11 protein-coding genes are annotated in these 12,605 nt (G+C 62.2%); 6 read left to right on the top strand and 5 right to left on the bottom strand.

The annotated features are described in order from the left end of the window. Positions 1-77 precede the first annotated feature (77 nt). The 3 genes from AC1RBR_RS09885 (at position 78) to AC1RBR_RS09875 (ending at position 1,990) form a co-directional block, all read left to right on the top strand. On the top strand, positions 78-599 hold the full coding sequence (locus tag AC1RBR_RS09885) for a DUF3455 domain-containing protein (RefSeq protein ID WP_027613866.1): 522 nt from the start codon (positions 78-80) through the stop codon (positions 597-599). Positions 600-764: 165 nt separating this feature from the next. Continuing rightward, positions 765-1,301 (top strand): sigma-70 family RNA polymerase sigma factor, encoded by a 537-nt coding sequence (locus tag AC1RBR_RS09880; protein ID WP_492564090.1) that lies wholly within the window; start codon positions 765-767, stop codon positions 1,299-1,301. Then, positions 1,298-1,990, top strand: coding sequence for an anti-sigma factor (locus AC1RBR_RS09875; protein ID WP_095138758.1), 693 nt, complete (start codon positions 1,298-1,300; stop codon positions 1,988-1,990). The genes AC1RBR_RS09880 and AC1RBR_RS09875 overlap by 4 nt, the downstream gene beginning before the upstream one ends. A gap of 7 nt (positions 1,991-1,997) precedes the next feature. Here the strand turns inward: AC1RBR_RS09875 and AC1RBR_RS09870 are convergent, their stop codons facing one another. Further along, entirely contained in the window at positions 1,998-3,080 is a 1,083-nt protein-coding gene (locus AC1RBR_RS09870; RefSeq protein ID WP_492564089.1) for a DUF1615 domain-containing protein, read from the bottom strand. A gap of 277 nt (positions 3,081-3,357) precedes the next feature. Here AC1RBR_RS09870 and AC1RBR_RS09865 point away from each other — a divergent pair, with 277 nt between their 5' ends. Both AC1RBR_RS09865 and AC1RBR_RS09860 read left to right on the top strand, forming a co-directional pair. Next, entirely contained in the window at positions 3,358-5,562 is a 2,205-nt protein-coding gene (locus AC1RBR_RS09865) for a TonB-dependent receptor (RefSeq protein ID WP_492564087.1), read from the top strand. 210 nt (positions 5,563-5,772) lie between these two features. Continuing rightward, on the top strand, positions 5,773-7,308 hold the full coding sequence (locus AC1RBR_RS09860) for an FAD-dependent oxidoreductase (protein WP_492564085.1): 1,536 nt from the start codon (positions 5,773-5,775) through the stop codon (positions 7,306-7,308). 124 nt (positions 7,309-7,432) lie between these two features. Here AC1RBR_RS09860 and hemB read toward each other — a convergent pair whose 3' ends face one another. Together hemB and AC1RBR_RS09850 are read right to left on the bottom strand one after the other, a co-directional pair. Beyond that, complete coding sequence (gene hemB / locus AC1RBR_RS09855; protein WP_041074196.1) at positions 7,433-8,407, bottom strand: porphobilinogen synthase; 975 nt, start codon at positions 8,405-8,407, stop codon at positions 7,433-7,435. 242 nt (positions 8,408-8,649) lie between these two features. Further along, a complete protein-coding gene (locus AC1RBR_RS09850; protein WP_492564083.1) occupies positions 8,650-9,348 on the bottom strand; it encodes a glutathione binding-like protein in 699 nt (232 codons plus the stop codon). Between the two features lie 295 nt (positions 9,349-9,643). Here AC1RBR_RS09850 and AC1RBR_RS09845 point away from each other — a divergent pair, with 295 nt between their 5' ends. Continuing rightward, positions 9,644-10,318 (top strand): histidine phosphatase family protein, encoded by a 675-nt coding sequence (locus AC1RBR_RS09845; protein ID WP_115985664.1) that lies wholly within the window; start codon positions 9,644-9,646, stop codon positions 10,316-10,318. Between the two features lie 137 nt (positions 10,319-10,455). Here the strand turns inward: AC1RBR_RS09845 and mnmH are convergent, their stop codons facing one another. Together mnmH and selD are read right to left on the bottom strand one after the other, a co-directional pair. Continuing rightward, positions 10,456-11,559 (bottom strand): tRNA 2-selenouridine(34) synthase MnmH, encoded by a 1,104-nt coding sequence (mnmH, locus tag AC1RBR_RS09840; RefSeq protein ID WP_492564081.1) that lies wholly within the window; start codon positions 11,557-11,559, stop codon positions 10,456-10,458. After that, positions 11,559-12,593, bottom strand: coding sequence for a selenide, water dikinase SelD (gene selD, locus AC1RBR_RS09835; protein ID WP_456019151.1), 1,035 nt, complete (start codon positions 12,591-12,593; stop codon positions 11,559-11,561). Before selD ends, mnmH begins: the two co-directional genes overlap by 1 nt. Between the last annotated feature and the right edge of the window lie 12 nt (positions 12,594-12,605).

Here is a 12,605-nt window from a genome sequence, read left to right as displayed (position 1 = left end):
AACGCCTCCTTCACGGGTAGTCCCTGTAACAGCCCTCTTCGGCTGTCAGCGATCTACCCCTTTCGGAGATAACACTGATGAACATCACTCAACTGATTGGCCTCACCGGTTTGCTCGCCCTGTCCTCGACAACCTTCGCCCAAAGCAGCTATCCCGATGCGATCAAAGTCCCGGAAGGCCACAAGATCGCCATGGAAACCACCGGCGTCGGCGAGATCACTTACGAATGCCGCGACAAGCCCAATGCCGCCGGGCAGACCGAATGGACCTTCGTCGGCCCTAAAGCGGTGCTCAATGATCGCAGCGGCAAGCAGGTCGGCACCTACTTCGGCCCGCCAGCCACCTGGCAGGCCAAGGACGGATCGAAAGTCACCGGCACGCAATTGGCCGTCGCTCCGTCGAGCCCGGGCAACCTGCCCTATCAACTGGTCAAGGCCAACCCGGCTGAAGGCAAAGGCGCGATGAGCGGCGTGAGTTACATCCAGCGGGTCGCGCTCAAGGGCGGCGTAGCGCCAGGCAGCGAATGCACGGCGGCGAACAAGGGCAAGCAGGAAGTGGTGAAGTATCAGGCGGACTACATTTTCTGGGCGGCGAACTGAGTTCCCGACTCAACACAAAGCCTCTGTAGGAGTGAGCCTGCTCGCGATGACGGTGTGTCAGCCAACAACTGCTCCACTGATACACCGTCATCGCGAGCAGGCTCACTCCTACAAGGGGAATCGGGTTGTCTGGATGTTTGCGGAATGTGAGCTAGATTGCACCACATGTCCTTGACCGAATCCGTGTTTGATTACGAAGCCCGCCTCGCTGCCTGTGCCCGCGGCGAGCGTCAGGCCCTGCGCGATTTGTACGTGCAGGAAGGACCGCGCCTGCTCGGCGTGGCCAAACGGCTGGTGCGTGACACGGCGCTGGCGGAGGACATCGTGCATGAGGCGTTCATCAAGATCTGGAACGGTGCGGCGCAGTTCGATCCGGCGCGCGGCTCGGCGCGGGGCTGGATGTTCAGCGTGACCCGGCATCTGGCGCTGAATCTGCTGCGCAATCAGCCTCGGGAAACCCCGTTCAGCGAAGATCATGAAATGCCTGCCGAAGAAGATGACGGCTTCGATGCCCAGGCGCATTCGGGGCGCATCCATCGCTGCCTGGAACAACTCGACCCACAACGCCGAAGCTGCATCCTCCACGCCTATGTCGATGGCTACAGCCACGCGCAGATTTCCCAACGGTTGGGCACGCCGCTGGGCACGGTCAAAGCCTGGATCAAACGCAGCCTCAACGCTTTGCGGGAGTGCATGGGATGACCACTGAATCGGCGCAGGAACGTGATGAACTGGCCGGCGAATACGTGCTCGGCACACTCTCTGCTGAACAGCGGATCGAGGTGCAGAAACGTCTGCCGCATGAGCCGGATCTGCGCGCAGCGGTGGACGCCTGGGAACGGCGGCTGCTGGAGCTGACGGACTATGCCGAAGCGCAGCAACCGTCGGCGTTCCTGTGGCCGCGAATCGAGCGCAGCGTCGAGCGACTGACGCCTGAAACGTCCACCACCTCGTGGTGGAATCTGCTGCCGCTGTGGCGCGGGCTGAGCGCTGCCGGACTGGCTGCGACATTGGTCCTGGGTTCAATTCTGCTGACCCAGACCCCGCCTAAACCGAATTATCTGGTGGTGCTGGTCGCCCCGCAGGACAAGGCGCCGGGCTGGGTGATCCAGGCCAGCAATCCGCGTGAAATCCAGTTGATCCCGCTGGGCGTGGTCGAAGTGCCGGCAGACAAGGCGCTGGAGTTCTGGACCAAGGCTGACGGCTGGCAAGGACCGGTGTCGCTGGGGCTGGTCAAACCGGGGCAGACGCTGTCGGTGCCGCTGGACAAATTGCCGCCGCTGCAACCGAATCAGCTGTTCGAGCTGACGCTGGAAGGCGCCAATGGCTCGCCGATCGGCAAACCAACCGGACCGATTCAGGCGATTGGCCGAGCCGTCAAAGTGCTTTGAACCGGCATCAACCGGCCTTGGCCATGCAACGCTTGTAGCGCTCATCCACGCGCTTGGCGAACCACGCCGTGGTCAGTTTGCGCGTGATTTTCGGGCTCTGCAGCACGATCCCCGGCAACACCGCACGCGGCAGTTTTTTTCCCTCCGCTTGCTCCGCCAGTTCGAACACCCGCTGATAAAGCTTGGTGTCTTCAAACTCCAGAGTCTTGCCTTTCTCCAGTTGATCGCGAATGGTCGGGTTGCGCATGCCCAGCGACTTGCCGAGGGTGCGCACCGCCAGTTCGGTACCGCCGGGCATGATCGAGTCGTAGCGGATCAAGTCGCCATCCAGCGCCAACGGGATGCCCGAGGCTCGGCTGACGGCGTTCTGAAACGCGGCATTGCGGCTGGCGTACCAGCCGGCGTTGAAGTCCGCGAAGCGGTACAGCGGCTCGCGATAACTCACCGGGTAGCCAAGCAAGTGCGCGATGCCGAAGTACATGCCGCCACGGCGGGTGAACACTTCGTGGCGGATCGTGCCGTCTACCGGGTATGGATAATCCTTGGCGTGCTGCTCGGCGAATTCGATGCTGACCTGCATCGGTCCGGCGGTGTGTACCGGGTTGAAGCCGCCGAACAAGGTGCGGCCCATCGGCACCCTACCGATGAAGTCGTCGAAAATGGCGCTGAGTTCTTTTTCACTGCGTGCCGCGTTCAAGCGTTCGCTGTAGGTCTTGCCGTTGGTGGAGCGCACTTGCAGCGCGCCACTGACCAGCAGGCCGGGGATATGCACTTTGGCGGCACGACGGTCGATTTCGTCGCGGGCGATCTTGCCCAGGCCCGGCACGGTGGGGTCCGCCTGGAAGGTCGATTCCTGCTCGGCAACGGCCAGCACCGAACATAGGTTTTGCGTGGTCGGGCTGATGCCCTGCGCGGCGAACGCGGCGTAGATGTCGGTGGCCCAGCCTTGCCGATCAGCGGTTTTGGCCGGCATCAGCCGGACGATTTCGGCCTTCACTTCGGCGGGTGCGCGCGGCGCCGGCTCCTGGCTGCGCTGGCCGGCGCAACCGGCGAGCACCAACAGCGCGGCGAGGGTAATAAGTAATCGCATGTTGCTTCATCCAATCCAGTAAGCCCGAACCACCATACACAATCCCTGTAGGAGCTGCCGCAGGCTGCGATCTTTTGATCTTGTCTTTTAAAAACCAAGTCAACAGATCGCAGCCTGCGGCAGCTCCTACAGGTGAATGAGTTTTCCGGGTTGATGACAAACTGATTGCAAAACGTTACTGCGAACTCCTATCATTTGTGCCTGGAGTCGTATTTGCGCAAGGAGTTCCCCGCGCCGTTCTAATTTTCTCACCGGCCGTACGCCTCCAGGTATCGACATGCCCGTTTCAGCTCGACTCGCCGTCCCGTTCCGCCCGACGCTTCTCGCCCTGCTGTGCTCCCTGACCGTCACCGCCCATGCTGCCGATGAAAACGGCAAGGCGCTGGTGCTCGACAATGTCAACGTCAACGCCCAGGCACCGACGCCCGACGCCCTGCCCCCGGTCTACGCCGGTGGTCAGGTCGCCCGTGGCGGTCAACTCGGCGTGCTCGGCAATCAGGACATGATGGACGTGCCGTTCAGCGCCGCGTCGTACACCGAACAACTGATTCAGGACCAGCAAGCGGAAAACGTTGCCGACGTCCTGCTCAACGATTCGTCGGTGCGTCAGGCTTCGGGTTTCTCCAACCAGGCGCAGGTGTTCATGATCCGCGGTCTGCCGCTGAACGGTGACGACATTTCCTATAACGGCCTGTACGGCGTGCTGCCCCGGCAGATCATTTCCACCGATGCGCTGGAGCGCGTGGAAGTGTTCAAAGGCCCCAACGCCTTCATCAACGGCGTGACCCCGACCGGCTCCGGCATCGGTGGCGGCGTCAACCTGCAGCCCAAGCGCGCCGGCGACGAGCCGCTGCGCCGCTACACCACCGAGATCAACAGCGAAGGTCGCATCGGTCAGCACTTCGATATCGGCCAGCGCTTCGGCGAAGACAACCGCGTCGGCGCACGGATCAACCTGTCGCAGCGCGAGGGCGACACCGGCATCGATCACGAAAACCAGCGCTCGAAACTGTTCAGCATCGGCCTTGACTACCGTGGTGACGCGCTGCGTGTTTCCGGCGACTTCGCCTACCAGAAAGAACGCGTCAACGGTGGCCGCAACTCGGTCAACCTCGGCACCGCCACGCACATTCCGGACGCGCCGTCAGCCGACACCAATTACGCGCCGAAGTGGGGTTACACCGACATCGAAGACACCTTCGGCATGCTCCGCGCCGAGTACGACCTGAACGACAACTGGACCGCGTACGTCGCCGGCGGCGCCAAGCACACCCGCGAAGTCGGCCGCTACAATTCGACCACGCTGGTGGGCAACAACGGCGCCTCCTACACCACCGGCTCGTTCATCCCCCACGATGAGGACAACACCAGCCTGATGGCCGGCCTCAACGGCAAGTTCAACACCGGCGCGGTCAGCCACAAACTCAACTTCGGCCTCAGCGGTCTGTGGGCGGAACAGCGCAGCGCCTATGATTTCGACCTGACCAAGTACGCCAACAATATCTACCACCCGGTGCAAACGCCGTCGCCGGTCGGCAATTTTGCCGGCGGCGACGTCAGCGATCCGGGCATTGTCGGCAAGACTTTCAACCGCAGCCTCGCGCTCTCCGACACCCTCGGTTTCTTCGATGATCGCCTGCTGATCACCGCCGGCCTGCGTCGTCAGCAACTGGTGGTGCAAGGCTACAACTACGCCAGTTACGGCAGCGGCAGCCGCAAGTCGAGCTACGACGAATCGATCACCACGCCGGTCTACGGCATCGTGTTCAAGCCGTGGGAGCACGTGTCGTTCTACGCCAACCACATCGAAGGCCTGGCACAAGGCCCGACCTCGCCGACCAGCGCCGGCGGCTTACGCGTGACCAACGGCAACGAAGTCTACGCACCAGCACGCTCCAAGCAGACCGAGGCCGGGGTCAAGGTCGACATGGGCACTTACGGCGCGAGCCTGGGCGTCTATCGCATCGAGCAGCCGAGCGACGGTTACTGCGAAATCAACAGCGCCACCACCTGCACCTACGTGCGTGAAGGCGAGCAGATCAACAAAGGCGTAGAGATGAACGTGTTCGGCGAGCCCATCAACGGCCTGCGCCTGATCAGCGGCCTGACCCTGATGGACACTGAACTGCGCAACACCCAGAACGGTGCCAACGACGGCAACCGCGCCATTGGCGTGCCGAGCTTCCAGTTCAACGCTGGTGCCGACTGGGATGTACCGGGCCTGCAAGGCGTGGCGCTGAATGCGCGGATGCTGCGCACCGGTGGCCAGTACGCCGACGCGGCCAATAACCTCAGCCTGCCGAGCTGGAACCGCTTTGACGCGGGTGCGCGTTATGCGTTCAAGGTCTCGCAGAAAGACGTGACCCTGCGTCTGGGCGTCGAAAACCTGGCCAACAAGAAATACTGGGAATCGGCGCAGGGCGGCTACTTGACCCAGGGTGAGCCACGAGTGGCGAAGCTGTCGGGGACGATCGATTTCTAACCCGCCGCCAAAATGAAAAAGGCCCCGCAGCTTTACCGCTGTGGGGCCTTTTTGGTTTTTGAGTGCCTGAAAAGGCCTTTTCGCGAGCAAGCCCGCTCCCACATTGGAATGCGTTCGACTGTGGGAGCGGGCTTGCTCGCGAAGGGGCCGGTACTGGCTACCCTTTCCATCTGATCCATACTTGCTCCACAGCAAACGGAGGACAGGCCCATGAACCGCAGCGACGTACTGATCATCGGCGCCGGCCCGACCGGTCTAGTGCTGGCCCTGTGGCTGAGCAAACTGGGCGTGCGCGTGCGCATCATCGACAAGACCTCTGCGCCCGGCACCACCTCACGGGCACTGGCGGTGCAGGCGCGCACCCTGGAGTTGTACCGCCAGCTGGACCTGGCCGATACCGTGGTGCGCAACGGTCACAAGGTCGCGGCGGCGAATTTCTGGGTCAAGGGCAAACCGGTCGCGCAGTTACCGTTGCAGCGCATCGGCGAAGGCCTGACGCCCTACTCGTTCATCGAAATATTTCCCCAGGACCTGCACGAACGGCTGCTGCTCGAACGCCTCGAAGACTATGACGTGACGGTTGAGCGCAACACCGAACTGGAGAGTTTCGAAGAAACCGGCGACGGCCTCAGCGCGCATTTGCGCTTGCCGGACGGGCAGCAGGAAATCTGTCAGGCGTGCTTTCTGGCAGGCTGCGATGGCGCGCGCTCGGTGGTGCGCAAAACCCTCGACACCGGATTCCCGGGCGGCACCTATCAGCAGATTTTCTACGTCGCGGATGTGCAGGCCAGCGGCCCGGCACTGAATGGCGAGCTGCATCTGGATCTGGACGAAGCGGATTTTCTCGCGGTGTTCCCGCTGGCCGGTGAAGGCCGCGCCCGGCTGATCGGCACGGTGCGTGACGAACGTGCCGACCGTGCTGAAACCCTGCAATTTGCCGACGTCAGCAGCCGCGCTATCGAGCATTTGAAAGTGCATATCGACGAGGTCAACTGGTTCTCCACCTACCGCGTGCATCACCGCGTGGCCGAACACTTTCGCAGCGGTCGGGCGTTTCTCCTCGGCGACGCCGCGCATGTGCACAGCCCCGCCGGCGGCCAGGGCATGAACACCGGGATTGGCGATGCGATCAACCTGGCCTGGAAACTCGCCGCGGTGCTCAACGGCAGCGCCACGGCGCAACTGCTCGACACCTACGAAACCGAGCGCATCGCCTTCGCCCACAGGCTGGTGTCAACCACCGACAAGGTGTTCAGCTTCGTCACCGCCGAAGGGCGCATTGCCGATCTGCTGCGCACGCGCCTGGCACCGTTTCTGATCCCGAAAATGGCCACGTTCGAGGCCAGCCGCGAATTCCTCTTTCGCACCGTCTCACAGGTCACCCTCAACTATCGCGGCATGCCGCTGAGCCAAGGCACGGCCGGCCACGTCCACGGCGGCGACCGCTTGCCGTGGGCGCATGATGGTGAGGGGGATAATTTCGAGCCGCTGCGCCAGCCGTGCTGGCAGGTGCACGTGTATGGCGACACCAGCGACGAAATGATCGCCTGGTGCAATGAACACCATCTGCCGCTGCACGTGTTCGACTGGCGGCCGGCGTTTGAAACGGCGGGGTTGGGGCGTAACGGCTTTTACCTGTTGCGCCCGGATACCTATGTGGCGATTGCCGATAACAGCGCGGATCCGAAGGTGATCGAGCGGTACTTCCGGGATCACGGGATCCGGCCCTACTTTAACGGCCCCTGACACTACACAGTCCCAATGTGGGAGCGGGCTTGCTCGCGAAGGCGTCGTGTCAGTCAACCTATTCGTTGCTGATACACCGCATTCGCGAGCAAGCCCGCTCCCACAGGGGGTTGTGCGGTATTCGTCAGATCCCGGCCAATGCCAGATCCATCGCAAAGTAGGTGAAGATCAGATCCGCACCCGCGCGCTTGATCGCGCCCAGGCTTTCGCGCACCACGCGGTCCTCGTCGATTGCACCGGCCTGGGCGCCGAACTTGATCATCGCGTACTCGCCGCTGACCTGATACGCCGACAGCGGCAGGTTCGAGGCTTCACGAATGTCGCGGATGATGTCGAGGTACGCACCGGCCGGCTTGACCATCAGCGCATCGGCGCCTTCCTGTTCGTCGAGCAGCGATTCGCGCAGGGCTTCGCGGCGGTTCATCGGGTTCATCTGATAGCTTTTGCGATCACCCTTCAGCGCGCTGCCGCCGGCCTCGCGGAACGGGCCGTACAGCGCCGAGGCGAATTTGGTCGAGTAGGCCATGATCGGAATCTGGGTGAAACCGGCGGCGTCCAGCGCCTGGCGAATCGCCCGCACCTGGCCGTCCATCGCCGCCGACGGCGCGATCACGTCCGCACCGGCACGCGCCGCCGCCACGGCTTGCTTGCCGAGGTTGATCAGGGTCTGGTCATTGTCGACTTCGTGGTTGTGCATCACCCCGCAGTGGCCATGATCGGTGTATTCGCAGAAGCAGGTGTCGGACATCACGATCATTTCCGGCACGGCGTCCTTGGCAATCCGCGACATGCGCGAAACCAGACCGTCTTCGCGCCAGGTGTCACTGCCGTTGGCGTCCAGGTGATGGGACACGCCGAAAGTCATCACCGACTTGATCCCGGCACGGGCATAACGCTCGATTTCACTGGCCAGCTTGCGCTCGGGAATGCGCATCACCCCCGGCATGCTCTTGATCGGTACGAAGTCATCGATTTCTTCTTCGACGAAAATCGGCAGCACCAGATCATTCAGGCTGAACTCGGTTTCCTGGAACAGACTGCGCAGGCTCGCATTGCGGCGCAGACGGCGGGGACGTGCTTCGGGGAACTGGCTGGACATGGCGCTTCCTGAAAACGGCAGATGAGACGAAAGTCGTAGGGGCGAAGCTTATGCCTTCGGTGGGCGCAGGTACAAACCTGGATCAATCAAGAGTGCGTTACCAAGGACGCAATAATCTGCGGGCGTCATCACTATTCCTGTGGGAGCGGGCTTGCTCGCGAAGGAGGTCTATCAGAAAAAGACGTGTTGACTGACACGACGCCTTCGCGAGCAAGCCCGCTCCCACAGGGTTATGTGTGGCCTCAGGAAGGAATGGTCAGGCCTCGGACGACCGCCGGGCGCGCCAGAAAGCGCTCCAGCACCCGGGTCACATTCGGGAAGTTGCTGATCCCGACCAGATCTCCCGCCTCATAGAACCCGATCAGGTTGCGCACCCACGGGAACGTGGCGATGTCGGCGATGGTATAGCGCTCGCCCATGATCCAGTCGCGACCTTGCAGACGTTTGTCGAGCACGTTGAGCAGGCGTCTGCTCTCCTCGACATAGCGGTCACGCGGACGCTTGTCCTCGTAGTCCTTGCCGGCGAATTTGTTGAAGAAACCGAGCTGGCCGAACATCGGGCCGATACCGCCCATCTGGAGCATCAGCCACTGAATCGTCTCGTAACGCAGCGCGCCTTCCTGGGCCAGCAACTGGCCGCTCTTGTCTGCGAGGTAGATCAGGATCGCGCCGGACTCGAACAGCGGCAGCGGCTGGTCTTGCGGGCCGTGGGGGTCGAGGATCGCCGGGATCTTGTTGTTGGGGTTCAGCGACAGGAACTCGGGGGACAGCTGATCCTGGGTATCGAAGCCCACGCGGTGTGGCTCGTAGGGCAGGCCGATCTCTTCGAGCATGATCGAGACCTTGACGCCGTTGGGGGTCGGCAGGGAGTAGAGCTGAATCCAGTCGGGGTACTGCGCCGGCCATTTCTGGGTAATGGGGAACGCGGACAGATCGGTCATTGGAAACATCCAGTCACATGGGAAGCGCTGATCATAATGTAGGAGCTGCCGCAGGCTGCGATCTTTTGATCTGGCTTCTAAAAACCAAATCAAAAGATCGCAGCCTGCGGCAGCTCCTACACGAACCGTAACATCTTGCGGGTACTGTGCATGAACCAAACCGGCCTCAGAGGACTCTGAGCTATGCCTTTCGCAAAGGAAGCGCGACACACGACATGGACAACATCCGGTGCTGGGAGCCCGTGGTGTAAGGGTTGGTCAGCCCCAACCGAATTTGCTGAAGAACCTATATTCAATGACGAACCTCATGAGTTTCGCCAAACGTTTCAAACATCGCGCCTACGTGGCCCTGCCTTCGCTGCTGGCGGTCAGTGCATTGTTCCTGTCGCTGGAGTCGAGCCAGATTCGCGCGCAACCGGTGGACGGTACGCAGACGCTGGTCTTCCTGCGCCATGCGGAGAAGCCCGAGGGCGGTCTCGGCCAGCTCAATTGTCAGGGCCTGAATCGCGCCATCGACCTCTCGACCCTGTTGCCGGAAAAATTCGGCAAGGCCGATTATGTGTTCGCCGCCAACCCGACGCGCAATGTCGAGGAAGGCGAACTGGACAACTCCTACAGCTACATCCGTCCGTTGATGACCATCAGCCCCGCCGCGATCAAGCTCGGCCTGCCGGTGAACATCGAGTTTTCCGCCAACGACACCAGTGACCTGGCGCGCGAACTGATCGAGGACAAGTACCACAACGCGACGATCTACACCGCCTGGTCGCACGGCTACTTGCCGGAGCTGATCAACAAGGTCGCGGGCAAGGCCGTCGGCGAGAAGCAGACCATCACCGACGACTGGGCCTCAGGTGATTTCGATTCGCTGTACGTACTGACCCTGACCTGGCACAACGGCAAGGCCAGCCTGCAAAGCCACAGCTACAAGCAGGGGCTGGATAACGGCAAGGCGACCTGTCCGACTTGAGTGATTGGCTGCCTGTGCCGACCCTTTCGCGAGCAAGCCCGCTCCCACAGGGGATCTGCGTCAGGCAGAAAATTTCTGCCCAGTGAAGATCACCTGTGGGAGCGAGCTTGCTCGCGAAGAGGCCAGCCGCTACAACCTCAATCTTTCTGGCTGGCTCGCTCACGCAGATACTCCAGCACCGCCCCGCGCTCCCCGGCAAACTCAATCCGCCCGCCCTTTTTCTCACGCTGGAACGCATACATCGGGTCGTAATACTCGCGCAGCAACACGCTGATCCAGTCCCGGAACATCTCGACCGAACCGCTGCGCGCCTGCTCGGCCAGGGCCTCTTCCATCTGCAGGAACATCCGCTGATGGCGCTCGCCGCCCAGCCGGCGCTGGATATTGTTCAAACTCGCAATCAACCGCTCGGCATACAGCGCAAAGCCCTGCTCGCCATGTACGGCGACGAACTCGGCGTGCAGGTCGATCACATAGTCCTGCAGGATCCGCTCGACCCGCTGCTCCAGGCTGTCTTCGAGCCAGACCATCGGCGCCACTTGCATGCCTCGGTACAGCGGCAGTGGCAAGGCACAACTGCCGACTACCCGGCTCTCGTCTTCCAGTACAAACTGCTGGATCCCGCCGGCGCGTTTTTTCAGCAGATCAACGGCCAGACGGTTTTCAAAATCGATGTTGGTCGGTTGCCCGGTGGCGCGCTTGCCGAAGCTCGATCCCCGATGATTGGCGTGACCTTCCAGATCCAGACCGTTGCGCAATTGCACCAGCAGTTCGGTCTTGCCGGTGCCGGTCATCCCGCCCAGCAGCACCAGATCGCACTCGGCCACGGCCTGATCGATCGTCTCCAGCAGGAACGTGCGCATGGCCTTGTAGCCACCGCCGACCCGCGGGTAATCGATCCCGCCCTCTTCCTTGATCCATTGCTGGACGATCTGCGAGCGCAAGCCGCCGCGAAAGCAATACAGGTAGCCGTCGGGGTGCGCCCGGGCAAACTCGACCCAGCCCTGAATGCGCTGCTCACGCACGTCGGCAGACACCAGCCGCTCACCCAGGGCGATGGCGGCTTGTTGCCCATGCTGCTTGTAGCAAGTCCCCACCTGCTCGCGCTCGCGGTCGTTCATCAGCGGCAGGTTGACCACGCCGGGAAACGCGCCGTGCGCAAACTCGATCGGCGCACGGGCATCCATCATCGGCCGGTCGTTGAGGAAAATATCGCGGTAATCAGTGCAGTCGCGTGACATCAGATCACCTCGACTGCGTGGGTCTGTCGCTCAACCAGCTCGCCGATCGGCATCAGGTCCAGGCCCAGTTCAGCAGCGACGGCAAGGAACTCGTCGTTGCCTTCGGGAGTGACTGCAATCAGCAGACCGCCGCTGGTTTGCGGGTCGCACAGCACACGCTTGTGCAGCTCCTGCACGCGGCCGACCTTGCTCGAATAGCTGTCAAAGTTGCGCAGCGTGCCGCCGGGCACGCAGCCCTGATCGAGGTAATACTCGACGCTGTCCAGACGCGGCACGCGAGCATAGGCGATGCGTGCCGTCAGGCCGCTGCCATCCGCCATTTCCACCAGATGCCCGAGCAGGCCGAAACCGGTGACGTCGGTCATCGCAGTGACCCCGGCGAGTTTGCCGAAACGGCTGCCGGGTTTGTTCAGGGTGCACATCCAGTCGCGGGCCACACCGACATCGCCGGGGCGTAATTTGCCCTTTTTCTCGGCGGTGGTGAGGATGCCGATGCCCAACGGCTTGGTCAGGTACAGCAGGCAACCGGCGGTGGCGGTGTCGTTGCGTTTCATGTGGCGTTTTTCGACGAGACCGGTCACGGCCAGGCCGAAGATCGGCTCCGGTGCATCGATCGAATGCCCGCCGGCCAGCGGAATGCCGGCGGCGTCACACACCGCGCGCCCGCCGCGAATCACTTCCCGCGCCACTTCCGGCGCCAGCACATTCACTGGCCAGCCGAGGATCGCAATCGCCATCAACGGATCGCCGCCCATCGCATAGATGTCGCTGATCGCATTGGTCGCAGCGATCCGGCCGAAGTCGAACGGATCGTCGACAATCGGCATGAAGAAGTCCGTGGTCGACACCACACCGCGCTCGGCGTCGATCTCGTACACCGCCGCATCATCACGCGAGGCATTACCAACCCACAGCTTCGGATCAAGGTTCTGTGCGCCGCTGCCGGCCAGAATCACTTCCAGTACTTGCGGGGAAATCTTGCAGCCGCAACCGGCACCGTGGCTGTATTGGGTCAGACGAATCGGCTCGCTCATGGGGGAGTCTCT

This window comes from Pseudomonas sp. GW823-FHT01D03 (genome assembly GCF_058798255.1).
This window is presented reverse-complemented; position numbering and strand designations above follow the sequence as displayed.